Below are 22,519 nucleotides of genomic sequence, written 5' to 3' on the forward strand. Positions count from 1 at the left end.
TAAGTTAGCTTGAGGATTAAGAAAGCATAACCCACTACTATGTGATAATTTAGCTAACAAATATGTATTTTCTCATTCTTCTTAATTTCAAATAATGGAGTTAATGTGCGTTTTCTGAAGATTAGTTTAATAGCTCTTTTAGTAATTGTTGCTTTGCTCAGTGCTATTTTATTCATTGCATTTACTCAGCGTTTAAGCATTGTAAATAATATCGCTGCAACACAACTAACAAGCTTTAACGCTGAAGTAACGTGTTTAGACTTTCACATAGCTAAAGACAATTCGATTATTATTGATAAGCTCTGTTTAAAGAGCCTTAAGGGTAATGTTCAAATTAATAAAGCCGCTATTCAGTGGCAACTTACACCAACACCCTGGATCAGTTCTATTAACATTAATAATATAGATGTTGCTGCTACAGACAATATGTTTATTGGCAGTAACCAAACCACTCAAACAAATAATGACACTCTTGCCACCGATAGCCAATTCATAGTTAATAAATTGAACACTTTCCTTGATGAAATATCTTTATTACGTTTACCTAAAACAGTAAATATAGATTCATTAACGTACGTACCACCTGCTAGCAATACAATTGACAAAACACACAATAGTACGGATAACAACAATCAAACAAAAACCCCTTACTCGGGTTCATTAACACTACTAAATAATCGTCTTACTTTTGATTTGCAAGATTCTAATAATCAAACATTTATCAACACTGAGCTTATCTTCACTAAAAACAGCTTTGTGCTTGAAACAGTCACTCAACTTGAACAATTAAAAACGCTTTTAGATAGGCACAATTTGTCACTGTCAGCTAATTATACTCAAATGCTAAGCAAAGTAGATATTGCGGGTAGTTTAAAGGCCATGATAGAGTTTACTAATAGTAGTTTAGCCATAGATAATTCATTTAAGAACCTTTCGATAGCTTCACTAGACGGGATAAATAAAAGCGGTCCATTTAGTATTACTGGCGAACTCGACTTTACTTTGACCCCATTAGATAACAACAAGTTGTTAAAGCTAATAACTAATAATACCAATACCCTTACACTTAACTTTAGTCCAACTCATTTTATTAATTTACTAGACGAAAATAACGTACCTAAAGACGTTGTTACGCTATTTAAAAACAATACTGTGTCACAATTATCTCTAACATTACCGACTGGCGCTATAGTTAACTCAACTGGTCAAAGACTAAGCCTTAGTAAAATAGAGTTACACGCAGCACATGAGGATAAAACACATACAGTAACACTGAACAATTTGGTATATGTCCCGTCGCTAAAGTCTGTTGCAAATGAGGTTAAATTTTCAATAGAAAACTTTAGTTTTGATAGCTCACTAAAATTAGCTGAGCTTAATTCATTTACAACGGCTCCGGTAAGGGTTCAATTATCGGGATCGATAATCAAAACCAATGAGTCAACAACACTTACTTTAAATGCCCCCTCTTCTATTACAGTTAACAATATTTTGGTGTCTGATCATCAGAATAATATAAAGACAAAAAAAGCAGCTCCTTTAATCGCAATTAGTTCATTAACAAACCACATTAACGGTAATATAACTATCAATGGTGATAAAGAACCAAAGCTGGAGTTATACATAGATAGCAATGCAACTCAAATAAACATACCAACAATGGTCCAACTTAACTCTTTCACTACAAATACTAAAGTCACAGGTGAATTAAGCAATATAGAAGTGGCATCAACCGCGATGGCAGATCAAGTAACCTTAGGTGAACTAAACTTAAGTGGATCAATACAGTCACCATTCATAAGGTTATCTCGCAATAATTTACAGCTAACTGATATATTCGCACTCAAACTTAAACTACCGATAGATATATCTCTAATAGATGGATTGCTCACGTATGACGTTAGCGGAAAAATAACAGACTTTAATAACCTATTGAATAATCAACTAAATGCTAATGTTTCAATTTCATCACTAAGTGGGGATATAGACGGTACTTGGATACAAGATCTAAATTGGCAACAACAACTGTTACTTAGTTCTGGGAAATTAACCTCATTACCAAATACTAAAAATAATTTAACGCTTGCGTTAATAGACACACCTACACCAATGACTAACCTATCAGTTAATATTGGCGGTAGTTTTAGTGAAAACATAACGATAAATGCAAGTAGGCTAAAAGCAGATGTATTAGGTGGAAGTTTTGCAGTACCAAGCTTGCAATGGCCAATACAAAAAAATCATTCAGTTGACGTTCAGCTAACTGCGATAGACTTAGAACAAGTGTTAGCATTAGACAAAAAACAAGGAATAGTAGTTACCGGTAATATCTCTGGTATGCTACCTATCACCTTTGACGGAAAAAGATATACGATAGGAAAAGGTAAACTATATAATATTAACAACGGACTAATACAAGTTATTGATAACCCTGCTGTAATAGAGCTAAAAAAAAGTAACACTCAATTACAACTGGCATTTGATGCATTACAAAACTTACACTATCATCAACTGTCTTCTGAAGTTTCTATGACAGATGACGGTTACATGCTGTTAGAAACCGTAATTAAAGGTCGTAATCCGGATATTGATAATGATGTGAACTTAAATTTAAATTTAAGTTACGACTTACCAGGGTTACTTGAATCACTATCAATAACAGAGCGTTTTGAAAAAAACATTCTCAAAGGTTTTAAACCACATTAAGGAGTACTTATGTATAAAATACTAACCCTAGTGTTAGCTATTTTTATTGTTAGCGGCTGCACTCATAGAGTGGAAGTGAGTGCTAAAGAGCCAATCACTATCAATTTAAACTTAAAAATTGATCATGAAATAAAAGTAAAAGTAGATAAAGAGTTAGATAGCATATTTAGTGAAGATAGTGACATATTTTAGGAGAACTCATGAATAATTTTAAAAATAGCATTTTAAAAAACATTACCTATGCAATTTTAGTTTCAGCAATGGCTTTTTCTGCTTGGGCAATCTCTTTAGATGATGCTAAACAGCAAGGACTAGTTGGTGAAATGCCAAATGGATACCTAGGTGTAGTAGTAAATAGTGCTGAAGCGCAAAGCTTAGTTGAGAGTATCAACAAAAAGCGAAAAAGTATCTATATTGACTTAGCACGCGAAAATAAATTAACAATGCAACAAGTGACTGCATTAGCAGGGGCAAAAGCGATTGAAAAAACACAATCTGGCCATTTTATTAAAAATGCCGCCGGTAATTGGGTTAAAAAATAAACCTTAGTATGCTTGGCATAATACCAACCTACATATTGCCTTGTAGGTTGGCCTTTAGCCCATCACTTATCACAAACTATTCTGTCGGCATAAATACCGACCTACATATTGCGATGTATGCTGGCCTTTAAGCAATTGCCTTGTAGGTTGGCCTTTAGGCCATCACTTATCACAAACTATTCTGTCGGCATAAATACCGACCTACATATTGCGATGTATGCTGGCCTTTAAGCAATTGCCTTTAGGCCATCGCTTATCACAAATTATTCTGTCGGCATAAATACCGACCTACAAATTGCGATGTATGCTGGCCTTTAAGCAATTGCCTTGTAGGTTGGCCTTTAGGCCATCACTTACCATAAACTATTCTGTCGGCATAAATACCGACCTACATATTGCGATGTATGCTGGCCTTTAAGCAATTGCCTTTAGGCCATCGCTTATCACAAATTATTCTGTCGGCATAAATACCGACCTACAAATTGCGATGTATGCTGGCCTTTAAGCAATTGCCTTGTAGGTTGGCCTTTAGGCCATCACTTACCATAAACTATTCTGTCGGCATAAATACCGACCTACATATTGCGATGTATGCTGGCCTTTAGGCAATTGCCTCGTAGGTTGGCCTTTAGGCCATCACTTATCACAAACTATTCTGTCGGCATAAATACCGACCTACAAATTGCGATGTATGCTGGCCTTTAGGCAAACAATTATTTTGGTTCTACTCGAAGGTTTAGCGCTACAAACCCACACTATTTTATAAACTTTAAACGAAAAAAACCGCTAATAAATTAGCGGTTTCTTAGAATGTGGCGGTGAGATAGAGATTTGAACTCTACTCGAAGGTTTAGCGCTACAAACCCACACTATTTTATAAACTTTAAACGAAAAAAACCGCTAATAAATTAGCGGTTTCTTAGAATGTGGCGGTGAGATAGAGATTTGAACTCTAGAAGGGCTACAAACCCTTGCCGGTTTTCAAGACCGGTGCTTTCGACCACTCAGCCATCTCACCAATTGCTTGTACGTTGTCCAAGCGCTGCGAATATTAAAGAGTAGTGCCTTATTTGTAAAGTAATAATTGAACTTTTCATCATTTTTTTTATGTAAATGCTGAATTCGATGGTGTTTTGTACTTTAACGAATATAAAACAAACAACTATCAACAAAAAAGGGTTAAGTACAATGTACTTAACCCTTTTTATTTTTTCTAAAAAAAGATTTATAACAGGCTAGTTAAAATCGTATTAAGTGTTTCACTAGGACGCATGGCTTTAGAAGCTAGCTCTGGGTTAGGGAAATAATAACCACCTATGTTAACTGCTGGACCTTGAGCTCCGTTTAATTCTTCAATAATTTTAGTTTCTTGCTTAGTCAATGCTTGAGCAACTGCAGTAAATGCGGTTTTGAGTTCGTCATCAGCTGTTTGTTCAGCTAACGCTTGTGCCCAATACATTGCTAGATAAAAGTGACTACCACGATTGTCTAACTCACCTACTTTACGTGATGGTGATTTATTATTATCTAAAAACTTGCCTGTTGCTGAGTCTAAGGTGTCTGCTAGTACTTGTGCTTTAGCATTGCCTTTATTTACAGCTACATGCTCTAACGAGGCAGCAAGCGCTAAAAATTCGCCTAAAGAATCCCAACGTAAATGGTTTTCTTTTTCGAACTGTTGAACGTGCTTAGGCGCAGAACCACCTGCCCCAGTTTCAAATAATCCACCGCCATTCATTAGTGGAACAATTGAAAGCATTTTAGCACTAGTACCTAGTTCTAGAATTGGAAATAAATCAGTTAAGTAATCACGCAGTACGTTACCTGTTACCGAAATAGTATCAAGGCCTTGTGCACAGCGCTCAAGGGTATATTGACAAGCTTTAACCGGTTCAAGAATTTGAATTTCTAATCCAGTGGTATCATGATCAGCTAAGTAGGTGTTCACCTTTTTGATCATTTGGGCATCGTGGCCGCGGTTTTCATCTAACCAAAAAACTGCAGGTGTATTGCTTGCTTTAGCTCGTGTAACCGCTAATTTAACCCAGTCTTGAATTGGCGCGTCTTTAGCTTGGCACATTCTCCAAATATCGCCTTGATCTACATTGTGCGATAGTAAGGTCTTTCCATTGCCGTCAATAACATTAACTGTACCCTTAGCAGGCATGGTAAATGTTTTATCATGTGAACCATATTCTTCTGCTTTTTGGGCCATTAGACCTACGTTTGGTACTGAACCCATTGTTGTTGGGTTAAAGGCACCATTTTCACGACAAAAATCTACTACAGCAGAGAATACTCCCGCGTAGTTACGATCTGGTATCATGAATTTGGTATCTTTTTGTTTGCCGTCTGGTCCCCACATTTGCCCAGAAGCTCTGAGCGCTGCAGGCATTGACGCATCAATAATTACATCGCTTGGCACGTGTAAATTAGTAATACCTTTATCTGAGTCAACCATGGCCATTTCTGGACGTGTTGCATATACAGCTTGTATATCGGCTTCAATTTCAGCTTTTTTCTCTGCTGATAAACGCCCTATTTTCGCGTAAACGTCACCGATACCGTTATTTACATCAACACCTAATTGCTCAAATGTTGCAGCGTGCTTGGTAAACACGTCTTTATAAAATACTTTTACTGCATGGCCAAACATGATCGGATCTGACACTTTCATCATGGTTGCTTTTAAATGTAACGACAATAAAACGTCTTGCTCTTTAGCTTTATCAATTTCGGTTTCGAAAAATTCAACCAATGCAGACTTGCTCATTACAGAAGCATCAATCACTTCTTTGTCTAGTAAGTTTAGGTTTTCTTTAAGAACTTTAACTTCACCATTTGCGTTTACAAATTCAATTTTAACGCTAGTGTCACCATTAACAGTGACTGATTTTTCACTACCATAAAAATCACCAGAACTCATGTTAGCAACATGAGACTTAGATGCTTTCGACCAAGCGCCCATTGAGTGTGGGTTTTTACGTGCATATTGCTTTACAGAAGCAGGCGCGCGACGGTCAGAGTTACCTTCACGTAAAACAGGGTTTACGGCTGAACCTAATACTTTTGCGTAAGTAAGTTTGATTGACTCTTCCGCTTCGTTTTGTGGCTCTTCAGGGTAATCAGGCAAGTTATAACCTTTCGCTTGTAATTCTTTGATTGTTGCCTGTAATTGAGGAATAGATGCCGAAATATTAGGTAATTTAATAATATTGGCTTCTGGTGTTTTCGCTAAATCACCTAATTCAGCTAAATCGTCACCAATACGTTGTTCTTCGGTTAAATATTTAGGAAAGTTAGCTATAATACGTCCCGCTAAAGAAATATCACGGGTATCTACATCTATACCTGAAGATGCAGTGAATGCTTGAATGATCGGTAATAAAGAATGAGTTGCCAGCGCTGGCGCTTCATCTGTAATGGTATAAATGATTTTAGACGATTCTGTAGTCATTTTTTTTCCTGCTACTAATATTAGGCGGACTGGTGATAAAACGAATGAAAATTCATTTCATCATAAAAATTATTTGCGGGCGCATATTATAGGAAATCGCCGAGTTTTAAAATAGGCAGCACAAAACAAGTCTCAATATTTAAAGGTAAATAAACGTGGTAATCAAACGAACACGCTATAATTCAAGCAGTAAGCTAAACAACCAACAAAAGGTACGACCAGTTAAGCAAGAACAAAAGTTGGTCCTTTTTAATAAACCTTTCAATGTACTTAGCCAATTTACTGATGACGACAATCGCAACACCTTAAAAGATTACATTCCGATAAAAGACGTTTATGCTGCCGGCCGACTTGATCGTGACAGTGAAGGCCTATTATTACTTACTAATGATGGTAAATTGCAACATAAGCTCGCCAACCCAAAACATAAAACAGCTAAAACATATTGGGTACAAGTTGAAGGTATACCAAGCGATGCAGATTTAGCCAAATTACGCCAAGGCGTTGTATTAAAAGATGGTTTAACACTTCCTGCTAAAGTTGCGGTAATTAGCGAACCCTGTATTTGGCCAAGAACGCCTCCAATAAGAGAGCGGGCTAATATCCCAACAACCTGGATCAGTGTTAGCATTACCGAGGGTAGAAATAGACAAGTTAGACGGATGACAGCTCATATTGGTTTTCCAACATTGAGATTAATTCGCTATAGCATTGGTGCTTACACCATAGATAATATCGCCAATGGTGAATATCGTGAAATTTCAGACAATAAAAGGTAACGAATAATAATGAAAAACCAGCAGCAAGGTGCTAATAAACATGCAGATGAACAATTCAAACCAAATACCACCGTAGCTGCTGTTATTGTCTGTAACAACAAATTTTTACTTGTTGAAGAGCAAGAGTATGGCAAAACGGTATATAATACCAATCTCACTAACTATGTGATCATTTCTACTGGCTAAAACAGTCAACTACTGCGTTATTTATTTTATAATTAGAACAACTAGTTATGAAAATAAATGCCTTGTATTTGGCTGTTTTCACTGTGTATAAAATAGATCACTTAATTAATGAAACTGGTATAACCAACCTGCCGGGCATCTTGAAGCAAATGAAAATTTAATTACAGCCTGTCAACGAGAAGTGTTTGAAGAAACAGGTTTAGCGGTAACGCCCAATTACTGCAGCGGTATTTATTATTATCACCGACCAGAACTTTCGCTCTACTTTTTACGCTTTTGTTTTGTTATTGAATTAACACAACAGCTTAAAAGCGATCCACAAGACAACGAAATAATTGCAACGCATTGGTTAAGCTTGGCTGAAGTCCGTGAAAAGTCTGAACAACTAAGAAGCCCTATGGTGCTTGAATGCATTGAAGAGTACTTAAAAGGTAATAAAATCAATCTTTCATTAGTAAAATCGAATCTTTAGCCTATGCCCGCTAAAGCTAGCATGTTATAATTTTGCGCCATTTTCCTAGACTAAACGTTTTTAATGTCAGCTATAAATTTACATACTAAACCACCGTCGTCAACCAAAGCACCTAGCGAAGTACCGAGTGAAAAAAAGGTTATCGTTGGAATGTCTGGTGGCGTTGACTCTTCAGTTTCTGCTTATTTATTAATTGAACAAGGCTATCAAGTTGAAGGGTTGTTCATGAAAAACTGGGAAGAAGACGATACTGATGAGTATTGTGCCGCAGCTGAAGATTTAATTGATGCTCAAAAAGTCTGCGATAAATTAGGAATAAAACTACACACGATTAACTTTGCAACTGAATATTGGGATAACGTTTTTGAGTATTTTCTGGCGGAATATAAAGCAGGCCGTACACCAAACCCTGATATTATGTGTAATAAAGAAATTAAATTTAAAGCCTTTTTAGAGTTTGCCTGTGAAGACCTGGGCGCCGACTATATCGCTACTGGACATTATGTTCAGCGAGAGTTTATCAACGGTAAGTGGTCGATGTTACGTGGTTTAGATAGTAATAAAGATCAAAGTTACTTTTTGTATACACTCAGTCATGAACAAGTAGGTAAAACCTTATTTCCAGTAGGGCATATTGAAAAACCAGAAGTTCGTACCATTGCTGAGAAAGCAAATTTAGTCACCGCGAGTAAGAAAGATAGTACTGGCATTTGTTTTATCGGCGAGCGCAAGTTTAAAGATTTTTTACAGCAATACTTACCCGCAAAACCCGGTATTATTGAATCTGCCGAAGGTGAAGCAATTGGTGAACATGATGGTCTTATGTACCACACTTTAGGACAACGCAAAGGGTTGCGAATTGGTGGTTTAGCTAATGCCGGAGAAGCACCATGGTATGTGGTAGATAAAGACCTTACGCGTAACGTATTGATCGTTGGTCAAGGCGATAACCACCCTCGCCTTTTTTCTAAAGGTTTAATAGCCGATCAATTACATTTAGTTGATCGCGAATTAATTTCTGAACCTTTCCCTTGTACTGTTAAAACACGATATCGCCAGCAAGACGTAGCTTGTATAGTAAGCCCTACAGAGAATGAAGGTGAATACAAGGTTATGTTTGAACAAGCACAAAGTTCGGTTACTCCTGGGCAGTCTGTTGTATTTTACCAAGGTGATACCTGTTTAGGTGGCGGCATTATTAATACGCTAATACGTTAATCGATTTACGGAATTTATATTTTTATATGCAACCTCTTATTGAACAAACTCTTACCTTAGCGGCTATTTGCCAAGTTTCACATTATGTTCAGCGTTTATCACGTCATGGGCAAATTAATGATGATGAACTTACCCTTCTACTAAAAAGTATTATGGTAACTTCGCCTGAAAATACACTAGAGGTGTATGGCGGCGAATATGCCAATATAAAAGTTGGATTAGAAACACTCAGTTTGCATCTAGGTAATAATGCTAAACAAAAAGATCCGGAAATAACACGTTATGTCGTTAGTTTGTTGAGCCTTGAAAGGCGTTTAAACAAACACCCAAAAAAATTACAAGAGCTAGGTGAACGAATTGTTCAATGTCAGCGTCAACTTGCCCATTATGACATTAATAGTGAAACGCTAATTTCCAGTATCGCCAGTATATATAGCGATATTATCAGCCCACTAGGCACGCCTATTCAAGTGGCTGGTAATCCAGAAATTCTAAAGCAATCGATCAACCAGCATAAAATACGATCATTGTTATTAGCAGGCATTAGAAGTGCCGTACTTTGGCGTCAAGTTGGCGGCAAACGCAGAACAATATTATTCTCTCGTGCCAAAATTGTTAATTGTGCACAAGACTTACTCAAAAGAATTTAATTTATTAACTTATAACTTTTAAACTCAGGAAATTACTATGGAACTTTCAGCGTTAAGCGCAATATCACCAGTAGATGGTCGTTATGGCAGTAAAGTAACCGCATTACGCCCTATTTTTAGTGAATATGGCTTAATTAAATATAGAGTCACTGTTGAAGTAAGATGGTTACAAAAGCTCGCTGCAACAGCAGAAATTAATGAAGTTCCAATGTTTTCTGAGCAAGCTAATCAGCTATTAAATGCTATTGTTGAAAACTTTTGTGAAGAAGACGCTTTACGCGTTAAAACAATAGAAGCAACAACAAATCACGATGTTAAAGCGGTTGAGTATTTTTTGAAAGAAAAAGTAGCGGCTAACGAAGAACTTAATGCGGTAACCGAATTTATCCATTTCGCTTGTACTTCTGAAGATATTAACAACTTATCTCATGGCTTAATGCTAAAAGATTGTCGTGAAAACGTATTACTGCCAATGGTAGATGAAATTCTAGCCCAATTAAAAGTGTTGGCGAATGAATATAAATCAATTCCAATGATGTGCCGTACACATGGTCAACCTGCATCACCAAGCACAATGGGTAAAGAATTTGCTAATGTATATATGCGGGTTAAACGTCAACGCGACCAAATTGCTAACGTGGAGTTTTTAGGCAAAATTAATGGTGCCGTTGGTAACTATAACGCACACATATCTGCATACCCTGAAGTAGATTGGCATGGTTTTTCTGAAGAGTTTGTCACCTCATTAGGCTTATCATGGAATGCATTTACCACACAAATTGAACCACACGACTATATTGCCGAGCTATTTGATGCAATTGCACGATTGAATACTATAATTATCGATTTTGATCGCGATGTATGGGGTTATATCGCCCTAGGTCATTTTAAACAAAAAACGGTTGCTGGCGAAATAGGCTCTTCAACAATGCCTCATAAAGTTAACCCTATTGATTTTGAAAATTCAGAAGGTAACTTAGGGATCGCAAATGCTTTATTTAGTCATTTAGCACAAAAACTTCCCGTTTCTCGCTGGCAACGTGACTTAACAGACTCTACCGTTTTAAGAAATTTGGGCGTAGGTTTTGCTCATTCATTAATTGCTTATCAAGCAACATTAAAAGGTATGAGCAAATTAGAAGTTAACGAAGAAGCCTTACTCGCAGAGCTAGACAAAAATTGGGAAGTTTTAGCAGAACCGGTTCAAACAGTAATGCGTCGTTACGGAATAGAGAAGCCTTACGAGAAGCTGAAAGAATTAACCCGTGGTAAACGTGTTAATGGCGATTCTATGAGGGAGTTTATTATGACTCTCGAATTACCTGAGTCAGTTAAAGCCGAGCTTTGCCAATTAACGCCAGCATCTTATATTGGTCGTGCAGTATCTTTTATAGCTGAGCTTGACTAAAGTAAACCTGTTTCGACCACTATAATGCATAATAAGGGGAACCATACGGCTCCCCTTTTTCAATTGCAATAGCGCAGTAAACTGAAAACCCAACAGCTATTAATAATACCAATCTCACTAATTATGTGATCATTTCTACTGGTTAAAACAATCAACTACTGCGTTATTTATTTTATAATTAGAACAACTAGTTATGAAAATAAATGCCTTGTATTTGACCGTTTTCACTGCGTATAAAATAGATCACTTATTTAATGAAACTGGTATAATTAATAAAAGATTTTTTGGAACTAATCAATATGCAAACTATTCAAGCTATAAATTGGGGCGAGTTAACGCCTGAAAAATTTCTTAACGAATATTGGCAGAAAAAACCATTGTTAATTAAGCAAGCTTTGCCAGGCTTTAACGGAACTATTGATGCCAATGAATTAGCCGGCTTAGCAATGGAACAAGAAATTGAATCACGGATTATATCTAATGACAGTGATAATAATTGGCAAGTTAACCATGGACCTTTTGAGGACTTTGAACAATTTGGTGAAAAAAATTGGACCTTATTAGTGCAAGCTGTAAATAACTGGTCTAAAGATACTGATGCGCTAATTGATTTATTTAATTTTATTCCACGCTGGCGCATTGATGATGTAATGGTGAGTTTTTCTACGCCAAATGGAGGGGTTGGTGCTCATTTAGATCAGTACGATGTTTTTATTTTACAAGGAGAAGGAAAAAGACGTTGGCAAGTAGGTGCGCCAGACCCAAACTTAACAGAATTACTACCACACCCTGATCTTAAACAAGTATCTAACTTCACTCCAATTATTGATGAAATAACCGAAGCCGGTGATTTACTTTATATTCCACCGAACCATCCACATAACGGTGTTTCCATTGAAAATTCTTTAAATTTTTCCATTGGTTTCCAAGCACCTAGTAAACAAGATTTATGGTCAGGTTTTGCAGATAGACTTATTGATGATAATTTGGGCGTTCAGCGTTTTGCTGATCCAACACGATCATTATCGTTATCACCAGAGTTACTAAGCGGTAAAGACATTTCAGAGATTAAAATGTTTATGCAATCTCAACTACAGAATGAATCGTTCTTTAACCAATTTATTGGTAAGTATTTAACGCAAAGTCATCATACTTTAGAGCTTCTTATTCCTATGGAAGCGTTTACAAATGATCAAGTAAAAGCCTTTACCGACGACGACAGTATCCAATTTGTGCCAGTATCAGGAGTAAAATCGTTAATAATTGTTGAACCTGAACAAGTATTATTTATCAATGGTGATATGTTCCAACTTACTGAAAACACGTTAGAAGTTGCAAAACTATTAACTGGTAAGCAACCCATTTCAATGTTAATAGCAAAAACTTTTATTAATTGTTTGAAAAGCAATCAATTGTTAACTAATGTTTTAAATAAGGGTTATTGGTATATAGATTAATAAAATACATCACGTATAAGAAGCGAATATCTACGATTAAGTAATTATTCTAGGGTATATCTTTCTTTACTTTTACCCTTTTAAACAGTGAATCAACTAATAATATACTTTTTGTTTCACATATTTTTGATTAAATTTAATCGGGTATTTATTTATGACCTTCAGCGTTAGCAGAGTGCAATGGGAGCAAGCAGCCCCTCTTTTAAAGATCATCAGAGAAAGAGTCTTTGTTTGTGAACGACGCATTCCCAAACAAGTAGAATTTGACCGCAGAGATCACCACGCAACACATATACTTGTTTGCGACGATTATAGTCAGGAGCCTATTGCTACTGGAAGAATATTTTCTACTGGAGAAATTAGCCGAATTGCGGTAATACCGAGCTTTAGAAAGCATAAAGTTGATAAATTAATATTAAACGCGTTACTGATCATTGCAAAAGAGCACAACCTAAATGAAGTTTTTATATATAGTCCATTAGATGCTGTGCAGCATTTTAGAGATAACAATTTTATCCCATCAGGAGCGGTCTTTATGGAAGCGGGTATGCCAAAACAAAGAGTGGTTTGCTCGCTTGAAGATATTACCGACACAAAAGTATACCTTAGTCATTAAGTAAGGCAAAATTACACCATTGTCACACTATTATTACAAACCAAAAACTTCAAAATATAAACAATTAACAGTGCCTTGAAAGCTTTACAGTAAATCAACAGTTTTTTCTCTCAAGACTAGATATCTAGGGCGCTAAGTGATATCTTGCGCCGCAATAATACCATCTAGCCAAACCGGTATAATCGTTACCTAATTATTAGTTAAATTGTAGCCAAATTACGTGTGGAGTATAAATAGTGTCATTTTTTAATTTAGTAGATTTTGATGATCACGAGCAAGTTGTTTACTGTAGTGATAAAAAAACTGGTTTAAAAGCTATTATTGCAGTACATAGTACCGCATTAGGCCCTGCAGCTGGTGGGTGTCGCTTTTGGGATTATGCAAACGATGAATCAGCATTGACCGATGTATTAAGACTTTCACGTGGCATGACATATAAAAATGCGATGGCGGGCTTAAAACTAGGTGGTGGTAAAGCCGTTATAATCGGTGACCCTAAGTCATTAAAGTCTCCTGAGTTGTTCAAAGCTTTTGGTAAAGCAGTTAATAATCTTGCTGGTCGTTATTACACCGCAGAAGATGTCAATATTAATACTGATGATATGGGCATTGTTAATCAAATTACAGATTATGTTGCTGGGCTTGATGGTAAAAGTGGTAACCCTGCGCCATTTACTGCATTAGGTACTTTCTTAGGCCTTAAGGCTGCGGTTAAATTTAAACTAGGTACTGATGACTTAACAGGTATAAAGGTTGCTGTGCAAGGTTTAGGTAGTGTTGGTTACAGTTTATGTCAACGACTACATGCAGCTGGTGCTAAACTTATTGTTACTGATATTAATCCTGTTGCACTAGAAAAGGCTGCTACAGAGTTTAATGCTGAGGTTGTTGGCTTAGACGATATTTACGATCAAGATGTTGATGTATATTCTCCATGTGCTCTAGGTGCTTCAATTAACGACGGTACCATCTCGCGACTTAAAGCTTCAATTATTGCTGGTTGTGCCAACAACCAACTCGCTGAACCAAAGCATGACCAATTGTTGAAGGATAAATCAATACTTTATGTACCAGACTATGTCATTAACGCAGGTGGTATTATTAACGTATCTTTAGAAATACAAGCTGAAACTTACTGTGCTGATAAAGCAACTAAGATGGTAGAACGTATTTACGATACCCTGATGAATGTTTTTGAAACGGCTAAACAGCAAGACAAACCTACAGGTATTGTTGCAGATGAAATGGCACGAGCTATTATCGCTAAAGGTAACAAGTAATATAAGCCACGTTTAGCTTATGTGATAAAATAATTATAAAGCCAGCGATATAATCTGTTATATCGCTGGCTTTACTTTATTTACAGTCAAATATTTATTTCAATTGGTATTAAAGCCCATAGGTACTCAGTAAGTTTCCAATAGTAAAAATTAACGGTTTATCTGTAGAGTAACTAAATTGTGAAAAATCGTATTCATCAATACTTTTCGTGGCTAAAAGTTCGCTGAACTTAGCATGATGACTTGAAATACTTGACTCAAATATATCAAGCTTTTGATTAGTTTGCTCTACGGGTAGGTTATTAGTATGTATCCCCTCTAGCATTATTATTGCTTGAGCACCTAGCGTGACATGACCACCAAAAGAGAGTGCGATAGGATACTTCGGGTTTTCTACATCCCAATTAATCCCACCAATAACTACTGGGTATGACAGCGCTAATTCAGAAATAGCTTTTTTAGCACCAAAAGCCATTGGATCATTTGCAGCCCAAATTATATCAATAGGCGTTCGCTTGATAATACCCTTCACTTTATTATAAGCCTGCTCGCTAGACCAATTAGCAACTGTACTATCAATCAAATTAATATTGTTGTTAGCTGAAAGTGCACTTAGCAAACCTTGCTCGCGGGCGATAGATGCAGGAGTAGAGTAGTCACCTTGCAGTGCTAATAAATTTATAGGTTTGGTTATGTTAGAAGCTTGATTATAGGTAGATAATAAGCCATTAAGCAGTTTTTTACCCACACCGAAGTTATCTGGTACAACACTGCCTTTTATATTAGATTGTTGTTGCTTAGATAATTGTGCATAGTCGCTTTTACTGATTCTATTAAGTAATGAAAATATTTTGACGTTAGCTGAAGTTAAGCGTTTAATTAGCGGTAACGCTTGATCTTTTTCATTAACTAAAATAACAAATTCAGGCTTTTCAATGAGCACTTGTTCTGCTATCGACTTCATAAAAATATGATCACGATAAGCATAGTATGTCACTAATTCTATGTCTAAATCTGACGCAGCAGCTGACATAAAAAGTGTCACGTTTGACCAAAAGTCACCCGTGGTATTCTGATCAGGATTACCAGGGTTAATAAAAACCACTTTAAATTTAGCTGATTGGGCGGGTATTGAAACGAAAAACAATACGAATAAAAAGAAAAATTTCAAAGCGAATATCTTTAGCCTTATAAAACCATTAATTTAACACATATATATTGTACAGTCATACAAAAGAAGTAGGTAAAATAACGAAGCTGTCCATGGATTCCCCCTTGATAATTTGTAAAACATCAAGGGGGCGATACAAGCATTATTCAATATGATGCAAAATAACTTCAATCGGGTGGCGAGTTTGCACATTACCTAAGCGCTTAACTTGGCTACGACATGAGTACCCGGTAGCTACAATTTGTTCAGGCTGTAATAGTGAAATTTTATCTTGCCAACTCATTTTATAAAGCTCAGTAGAGTTATCTAAATTAACCTTTTCGTGGCCATAAGTTCCGGCCATTCCGCAACACCCTACGGCAACACTTGTTAACGATAAGCCAAAGGCATTAAAGATTTGCTGCCATTGGTTTTCACTTCCGGCTAAAGCTGTTTTTTCTGTGCAATGGGCAAATAGTTTAAACTCAATATTGCTATTAGCCTTTATTGATTTAACATTTTGATGATCGAGTAAAGTAATTAACCATTCGTGTGCAAGTAGGATTTCAAAGTCCCCTCTGTTGCCTTTAAGGATTTGTTTGTACTCGTCTCGATAACATAACACTAGTGAAGCATCTAAGCCTATCATAGGAATAGACAGCTGACTTAACTTATTAAAGAACTGACTTGTGTTAGTGGCTGTGTTCGCAAAACGTTTTAAAAACCCTTTAACATGCTGTGGCTTACCGTTTGGTTTAAATGGCAGCAACACAGGCTTAACCCCAAGTTTAGCAACTAGTTTCATCATATTTGCTACAACATCTGCATCGTAAAATGAAGTAAAGGGGTCTTGAACAATAAACACATAATTTTCTCGTTGCTGTGGCGTCATCGCAGTAAACTTAGCTAGCTCAAAAGATTCAAACCCTAATTGTTTAACTTGCTCGATTAATGTTGGCACAGAAAGTAACGGTGTATCAACATAGCCAATAGTTGCTTGTGAAAGCTTGTCGTATATTGAAGAAGATAATACTTTGTTTACCAGCTTTGGTGATTTAGCCATTAATGGCGTTAGTAATTCGACATTAGCAACAAGATGATCTTTAAGCGGCCTAAAGTATCGCGAGTGATATAAGTTTACAAAGCGCGCTCTAAAGTCTGGTACATCAACTTTAATTGGACACTGACTTGCACATGCCTTACAGGCTAAGCAACCAGACATAGCTTCCATGACTTCATGAGAAAAGTCATCTTCATTGGTGCTAGTAAAACGATTTTTTACTTTGTCTATGAGTTGTTTTACCGACCAACCATTAATATTTTGTTCTAAATTTAAAACGTTAACGCCTTTTTGTTCCAGCAGACGCAACCACTCTCGCATCAACCCTGCTCTACCTTTCGGTGAATGCCTTCGGTCACGCGTAACCTTGCTTGACGGGCACATAGGGCTATCAACGTCATAATTAAAACATAAACCGTTACCATTACAATCCATGACTGAAGTAAAAGAGTCTTTAACTTTTATATTAATAGTACGGTCAAAGGTGCCACGTTTGGTATCGTCAACTGACACTAAACGATCACTAGAATCTATCGGGGTGCAAATTTTTCCAGGATTCATTTTATTATTTGGATCGAATACCGTTTTAATCTTTCTCAATTCAGTAAATAATTCTTCACCAAAAAACTCTGGCCCATATTCACTTCGGTAGCCTTTGCCATGTTCACCCCACATTAATCCTCCATATTTGGCGGTTAACGCAACTACTTTGTCAGAAATTATTCTGAGCAGTTTTTCTTGCTCTGGGTCACACATATCTAATGCTGGTCTAACGTGTAAAACGCCTGCATCAACATGTCCAAACATACCGTAATGTAATTGGTAGCTATCAAGTAGTTGGCGAAACTCAGCAATAAAGTCAGCTAAATGCTCAGGAGGCACTGCTGTATCTTCGGCAAATGCTAATGGTTTTTGGCGGCCTTTAGTATTACCTAATAAACCAACGGCCTTTTTACGCATTGCATAAAGTTTACTAATACTGCTTGGATCAGAAGTTACTTGATAACCAATTACACCAGTATTATTGTCAATATCGTGATCAAGTTGTACTGTTAGCTCTCTTACCTGTTCGGCCAGCGATTCAATATCTTTACCGTTGTATTCAACAATGTTGATACCATCCATTTCTTTGTCTTTAACGTCAGTAATCAAATTGCTAACGGAATGCCAAATAATGTCTTGTTTCGCTAAATTAAGGACTTTTGAGTCAATTGTTTCTACTGAGGTAGCATTTGCTTTTACTAAAGTTGGCGAATGTCGTAATGCTGAATCAAAACTGTCGTACTTTATGTTGATCAAAGTTTTCGCTTTAGATATAGGCGTTAAATTTAATTTAGCTTCACATACAATAGCTAAAGAACCTTCTGAACCGGTAATTAAGCGAGAAACATCTATCGTTTGTAAGTCATCTGAAACCGCATGCTCAAGGTCATACCCTGTTAAAAATCGATTTAACCGTGGAAATTTAGCTAATATTTTTTCTCTCTTATCAATACTAGTTGCAACTACTTGTTTAAGTATATTGCCATAGCTGCAATTTCCAGCAGCTATTTTTTGCGCTTCTAATACAGTAATTGGTTGCGTTTGTAATAGTTCACCATTAGCAAGTACAGAGGTTAACCCTAAAACATGATCAGAAGTTTTTCCATAAACTAATGACCCCTGTCCTGAGGCGTCTGTATTTACCATGCCACCAATAGTTGCTCTATTACTGGTTGATAAATCAGGTGAGAAAAAATAACCATAAGGTCGCAGATAATCATTTAGCTGATCTTTAACAACACCTGCTTCAACGCGAACCCAGTTTTCTGCTATGTTTATCTCTAAAATACGATTCATGTATTTTGATAAATCGATAACTATCCCAGGCGTTAAACTTTGCCCATTCGTTCCAGTACCACCGCCTCTTGCACTAAACTTTATTGATTCATAACTCTTTTCACTGGCCAATGAAGAAATTATTTGAATATCACCTACTGACTTTGGGTGTAAAACTAACTGGGGTAATTGCTGATAAATACTATTATCGGTTGCCACTGATAGGCGCGCACCATAACTTGTACTAATTTCGCCAGTATAGTGACTAGAAGATAAAGTTTTTGCATACTTTTGATATAAAGGAGCGAGTAGCTCTTGAGAGTCTAACCGAGGCAACATAGAGTTATAAAAGCGTTAAAAATGATAAGTAAGTTAAGTATATCACGCTCATTTTTAAAATTGACGGTAGAAAGCAAAAAGACTAATAACTTTTTGAAACTAATGAGACAAAATCAATGTAAATAATAGACTCATGTATTCTATGCAATACATTATAAATAAACACTTTATCGCCCAAATATAATGAAATGACACTGATTAAACGAGTAGTTTAGATAATATTTCTTCACATTGTGAAACTGTCATCTGTCTTGGCACAGGGTATTCACAATAAGCCTCTTTAATTGCCCGCTTAGCTAAAATAGTTATATCTTCAGCTTTTAATTCTTTAAATCCCGTTTGTATATTGAGTTGTTCATTTAACATTTTAACTCCATTAACTAATTTTTTAGCCGCTGAAAGCTTTGTATCTGTCGTTGTTGCTAATCCTGCACTAATTGCAAGATCTGCATAACTGTAGATAGAGTGATTAAACGAGAACTCCATAATATGAGGTAGAAGAACAGCATTCGCCAGCCCATGAGGTATGTGGTAATAACCACCTAACTGGTGAGCGATAGCGTGCACATACCCAATAGAAGTGCGTGTAAAGGCTACGCCTGCATTAAAGCTCGCAATAGACATTTCTCTGCGCGCATCTAAATCTTTCCCATTTGTATAAGCAAGCGGTAAGTAATTAAAAATTCTATACACAGCATCGCAGCTATACGCTTTAGTAAGCTCAGTTGAATGAAGGCCGCTATAAGATTCAATTGCATGTGTCAGTGCATCGATACCAGTTTCAGCTGTTATTTTAGGCGGTAAACCAACCATTAATAATGGATCTACAATCGCAATATCAGGTACTAACACAGGGTCGATAATTGTAAACTTTTGCTTCTTTATAGACTCTGTAATCACAGCAACAAGAGTAGCTTCCGAGCCGGTCCCCGCTGTAGTAGGAATAGCAATAAACGGTGGCAACGATGCTCTAATACGAAATAAGCCTTTCAATTGTTTTATATCTTTATTTTTTGTTATTGAAGCAGCAATGCCTTTGGCGCAATCCATTACAGATCCGCCACCTAACGCGATAAAACTATCGCAATGATTATCGCGATAGTGTGTTAAGCCGTTATTAACAATTTCAGTTGTAGGGTCTGGGGTCACTTGATCAAATATATAATAATCAATACGAGCTTCAGTTAAAGCATCAGTGAGCATTTTGACAATACCAAGCTTTACTAAAACAGCATCTGTCACAATAAACGGCTTATGCGCTTTAAGTTGAATTAACTGGGTTGGCGACTGTTTAATGCTTCCCTCTCCCGATATTAAGGTAGGAAAAGGAATATCAAGTAATTTATTGACCTGCGCACGTATTTTTATGATCAGAGTATGCAGCATTGTGTTTATAGTTCGCCATAAGTATTAAACCATAAGTAAAGCATTAAACTTATCTCAAGGTCAACTGGTCTAACCAACAAACAGTTCATTTAACCTATGAGTAAATAAATCACTAAGAGAAATTACTCAACACCGCTTACTCATTATCTTTATGGTAAGTCGTTAATAACGCCCACTCACGCTTAGCCTCACTATTTCCATTGTTTGCTTTGATATATAAATTTAATAGTTTTAGCTCATTGCATTGCCTATCTTCTGTAGGCTTAGCGAGTATTTCAATTAATTGAATACCTTTATGGTTAAGCGCTTCTTTAAATGATTTTTTAAAGTCTAAAATGCTTTGACACACATATGACATGCCCTGATAGGCTTTAACTAAATTATGAACATCAAAATCGCTATGATTACAGTGATAAATCAATCCGTCACCACTCTTACCTAGATGAAACACGTTGTTTCTCATATAAATAATTGTGACATCTGTTTGATCTTTTAAAAAATGAATTAACTCATTTGACTGAAAGTGAAAACCACCATCGCCAATAATGACCACTGCTCTGTCTTTATTACCCTGCTCTTTTATTTGTTGCGTAACTGTTCTTGCGTAAGGTAATGCTGTGCCCATTGCGCCATACCAAGGATTAGTTAACCAGCCTCTGCCAATATTACTTTTACGTACTCTTAAGCCATAGCTACAAAAATATGAGTTTCCAACTTCTGGTAAATACACGTAAGGCGTTTGGTCTTCTTGTTGTAACTCATTTAATACTTGCGCTAAATTATTAAAATCGATCGCTTCATGTACATTTTTATATGTATTGATTTTTGCTGCATTTACTGATGATTGTGTGTTGTTTAACGGTTGAAAACTAAACGGTGAGATATCAAGGTCGATCAGCAGTTCAAAGACTTCAATAATATCCCTTTCTAACACTGAGCCACCTTTTAGTAAGGTTTTATTTGTGAAGTTTTCTATTTTATGAGTGCCTGTTGCAAAGGCTGTATTAGTATCTTGTGCAAAAATACTTGTTGCGACATCTAAAACATAATCAACTTTGGTTTCAATATATTCTCGCCCTTGGGTTTGGGTAAAAATACCATTGTAAGCTCCTAGAGATAAAGGATGATATTCATCAAATATTCCTTTAGCAAACCAACTGGTAGCAAACGGGATTGAGAACTTCTCAGCGAAGTCTATAATCAACTTTTTTAACACTTGATTATGTTTTAATTTATCACCTAAATAGAGCATTGGTGCTTTGGCATTTCTTAATTTACTTACAATACTCTCAACAATAAGTTGACTACCACATAGTACATTTTCACCCCATCGAATATCGTTAATTGTAGCAGGAAGCTTTAGTAGTTGTGTTTTAGCAAATACCAAGTCTCGCGGTACTTCTATAAAAACAGGTTGCTTAGTTTTATAAGCATGAGCCACAAGATGATAAAAGCGGTTACCAGCAATATTAGGTTGACTACTTGCTCTATCGCCTTGCAAGCGTTCAACTTTAATACCTAAAGCAGTATATGCATTCAAAGCGTTATCATATTGCGTTTTCCATGAAGCATTAGGGTGAATTGTATGGTGAATAGCCTGATTACTAATTTCTGATTCTGCTGGAGCACCTGAAATAAAAACAACAGGTAAACTTTCGGTAACAGCCAAACCGGCTGCCGTTACACAAGGTAAACTGCCTACCATGTAAGTAGTTAGACAAAAGCCCATGCCAGAAACTTCAGCTTGAGCACAGGCAGAAAACCCTGCGTGCATTTCATTACTTGATGGTAAGACATTTAACTTGGTATCAAGTGCTGCGATTAAATTTGCAGCAAAGTCCCCCCCAACGCCATAAACTTTTTCGCCACCAAAAAACTGTATAACATCGCCCATCACCTCACCTAATGTAGGTAAGCTTTCATTATATTTATTGCCAAAATTAAGTTCATATGAAGTAGACATTGTTTAACCTTATGGGGTGAAATGTCTTACCA

The 22,519-nt window shown here is 36.5% G+C and carries 16 protein-coding genes, 1 tRNA gene and 1 pseudogene; 12 read left to right on the plus strand and 6 right to left on the minus strand.

Going from position 1 to position 22,519, the window contains the following annotated elements; genetic code table 11:
- Positions 1-105: 105 nt before the first annotated feature.
- The 3 genes from QUD79_RS08605 to QUD79_RS08615 are packed head-to-tail and all read left to right on the plus strand — an operon-like array spanning position 106 to position 3,248.
- Positions 106-2,706 carry an intermembrane phospholipid transport protein YdbH family protein gene (locus QUD79_RS08605; protein WP_184424060.1) on the plus strand — a complete coding sequence of 867 codons (2,601 nt, stop codon included), beginning with the start codon at positions 106-108 and terminating at the stop codon, positions 2,704-2,706.
- Positions 2,707-2,715: 9 nt separating this feature from the next.
- Positions 2,716-2,898, plus strand: coding sequence for a YnbE family lipoprotein (locus tag QUD79_RS08610; RefSeq protein ID WP_184424061.1), 183 nt, complete (start codon positions 2,716-2,718; stop codon positions 2,896-2,898).
- 8 nt (positions 2,899-2,906) lie between these two features.
- Positions 2,907-3,248 carry a YdbL family probable chaperone protein gene (locus QUD79_RS08615; protein ID WP_184424062.1) on the plus strand — a complete coding sequence of 114 codons (342 nt, stop codon included), beginning with the start codon at positions 2,907-2,909 and terminating at the stop codon, positions 3,246-3,248.
- A gap of 927 nt (positions 3,249-4,175) precedes the next feature.
- Here the strand turns inward: QUD79_RS08615 and QUD79_RS08620 are convergent.
- Together QUD79_RS08620 and QUD79_RS08625 are read right to left on the minus strand one after the other, a co-directional pair.
- Positions 4,176-4,266: transfer RNA gene (locus QUD79_RS08620), tRNA-Ser, on the minus strand.
- A 207-nt stretch (positions 4,267-4,473) separates the two neighbouring features.
- On the minus strand, positions 4,474-6,705 hold the full coding sequence (locus QUD79_RS08625; protein WP_184424063.1) for an NADP-dependent isocitrate dehydrogenase: 2,232 nt from the start codon (positions 6,703-6,705) through the stop codon (positions 4,474-4,476).
- A gap of 155 nt (positions 6,706-6,860) precedes the next feature.
- Here QUD79_RS08625 and QUD79_RS08630 point away from each other — a divergent pair, with 155 nt between their 5' ends.
- The 9 genes and pseudogenes from QUD79_RS08630 to QUD79_RS08670 all read left to right on the plus strand — a co-directional run bounded on the left by QUD79_RS08630 (position 6,861) and on the right by QUD79_RS08670 (position 14,771).
- Positions 6,861-7,484, plus strand: a complete 624-nt coding sequence (locus QUD79_RS08630; RefSeq protein WP_286287621.1) for a pseudouridine synthase — start codon at positions 6,861-6,863, stop codon at positions 7,482-7,484.
- Between the two features lie 9 nt (positions 7,485-7,493).
- Positions 7,494-7,670: a hypothetical protein gene (locus QUD79_RS08635; protein ID WP_184424064.1), complete on the plus strand. Its 177-nt coding sequence runs from the start codon at positions 7,494-7,496 to the stop codon at positions 7,668-7,670.
- 136 nt (positions 7,671-7,806) lie between these two features.
- A pseudogene (locus tag QUD79_RS08640) lies at positions 7,807-8,142 on the plus strand (NUDIX domain-containing protein); the annotation flags it as partial.
- A gap of 63 nt (positions 8,143-8,205) precedes the next feature.
- The gene (gene mnmA, locus QUD79_RS08645; protein ID WP_184424065.1) at positions 8,206-9,360 is read left to right on the plus strand and encodes a tRNA 2-thiouridine(34) synthase MnmA; all 1,155 of its coding nucleotides are present in this window, start codon (positions 8,206-8,208) and stop codon (positions 9,358-9,360) included.
- Positions 9,361-9,386: 26 nt separating this feature from the next.
- Positions 9,387-10,010 carry a high frequency lysogenization protein HflD gene (gene hflD, locus QUD79_RS08650; protein ID WP_184424066.1) on the plus strand — a complete coding sequence of 208 codons (624 nt, stop codon included), beginning with the start codon at positions 9,387-9,389 and terminating at the stop codon, positions 10,008-10,010.
- A gap of 37 nt (positions 10,011-10,047) precedes the next feature.
- A complete protein-coding gene (gene purB, locus QUD79_RS08655) occupies positions 10,048-11,418 on the plus strand; it encodes an adenylosuccinate lyase (protein ID WP_184424067.1) in 1,371 nt (456 codons plus the stop codon).
- A gap of 299 nt (positions 11,419-11,717) precedes the next feature.
- A complete protein-coding gene (locus QUD79_RS08660; protein ID WP_184424068.1) occupies positions 11,718-12,875 on the plus strand; it encodes a cupin domain-containing protein in 1,158 nt (385 codons plus the stop codon).
- A gap of 154 nt (positions 12,876-13,029) precedes the next feature.
- A complete protein-coding gene (locus tag QUD79_RS08665; protein ID WP_184424069.1) occupies positions 13,030-13,491 on the plus strand; it encodes a GNAT family N-acetyltransferase in 462 nt (153 codons plus the stop codon).
- Positions 13,492-13,727: 236 nt separating this feature from the next.
- Positions 13,728-14,771, plus strand: coding sequence for a Glu/Leu/Phe/Val family dehydrogenase (locus QUD79_RS08670; RefSeq protein ID WP_184424070.1), 1,044 nt, complete (start codon positions 13,728-13,730; stop codon positions 14,769-14,771).
- Positions 14,772-14,880: 109 nt separating this feature from the next.
- On the opposite strand, the gene QUD79_RS08675 is transcribed toward QUD79_RS08670, so the two are convergent.
- The 4 genes from QUD79_RS08675 to QUD79_RS08690 form a co-directional block, all read right to left on the minus strand.
- Positions 14,881-15,942 (minus strand): ABC transporter substrate-binding protein, encoded by a 1,062-nt coding sequence (locus QUD79_RS08675; RefSeq protein ID WP_184424071.1) that lies wholly within the window; start codon positions 15,940-15,942, stop codon positions 14,881-14,883.
- A gap of 142 nt (positions 15,943-16,084) precedes the next feature.
- Positions 16,085-19,138 (minus strand): D-2-hydroxyglutarate dehydrogenase YdiJ, encoded by a 3,054-nt coding sequence (ydiJ, locus tag QUD79_RS08680; protein WP_184424072.1) that lies wholly within the window; start codon positions 19,136-19,138, stop codon positions 16,085-16,087.
- 198 nt (positions 19,139-19,336) lie between these two features.
- Complete coding sequence (locus QUD79_RS08685; protein ID WP_184424073.1) at positions 19,337-20,524, minus strand: iron-containing alcohol dehydrogenase; 1,188 nt, start codon at positions 20,522-20,524, stop codon at positions 19,337-19,339.
- Positions 20,525-20,660: 136 nt separating this feature from the next.
- Positions 20,661-22,487 (minus strand): thiamine pyrophosphate-dependent enzyme, encoded by a 1,827-nt coding sequence (locus tag QUD79_RS08690; RefSeq protein ID WP_246454933.1) that lies wholly within the window; start codon positions 22,485-22,487, stop codon positions 20,661-20,663.
- Positions 22,488-22,519: the final 32 nt, after the last annotated feature.

This window comes from Thalassotalea piscium, assembly GCF_030295935.1.
In the GTDB taxonomy this organism is placed as follows: Bacteria; Pseudomonadota; Gammaproteobacteria; order Enterobacterales; family Alteromonadaceae; genus Thalassotalea_B; species Thalassotalea_B piscium.

Coding starts and splice junctions, on each gene's coding strand:
- QUD79_RS08610 (WP_184424061.1), top strand. CDS start 2,716: ATGTATAAAATACTAACCCTAGTGTTAGCTATTTTTATTGTTAGCGGC.
- QUD79_RS08615 (WP_184424062.1), top strand. CDS start 2,907: ATGAATAATTTTAAAAATAGCATTTTAAAAAACATTACCTATGCAATT.
- QUD79_RS08625 (WP_184424063.1), bottom strand. CDS start 6,705: ATGACTACAGAATCGTCTAAAATCATTTATACCATTACAGATGAAGCG.
- QUD79_RS08635 (WP_184424064.1), top strand. CDS start 7,494: ATGAAAAACCAGCAGCAAGGTGCTAATAAACATGCAGATGAACAATTC.
- mnmA (WP_184424065.1), top strand. CDS start 8,206: ATGTCAGCTATAAATTTACATACTAAACCACCGTCGTCAACCAAAGCA.
- hflD (WP_184424066.1), top strand. CDS start 9,387: ATGCAACCTCTTATTGAACAAACTCTTACCTTAGCGGCTATTTGCCAA.
- purB (WP_184424067.1), top strand. CDS start 10,048: ATGGAACTTTCAGCGTTAAGCGCAATATCACCAGTAGATGGTCGTTAT.
- QUD79_RS08660 (WP_184424068.1), top strand. CDS start 11,718: ATGCAAACTATTCAAGCTATAAATTGGGGCGAGTTAACGCCTGAAAAA.
- QUD79_RS08665 (WP_184424069.1), top strand. CDS start 13,030: ATGACCTTCAGCGTTAGCAGAGTGCAATGGGAGCAAGCAGCCCCTCTT.
- ydiJ (WP_184424072.1), bottom strand. CDS start 19,138: ATGTTGCCTCGGTTAGACTCTCAAGAGCTACTCGCTCCTTTATATCAA.
- QUD79_RS08685 (WP_184424073.1), bottom strand. CDS start 20,524: ATGCTGCATACTCTGATCATAAAAATACGTGCGCAGGTCAATAAATTA.
- QUD79_RS08690 (WP_246454933.1), bottom strand. CDS start 22,487: ATGTCTACTTCATATGAACTTAATTTTGGCAATAAATATAATGAAAGC.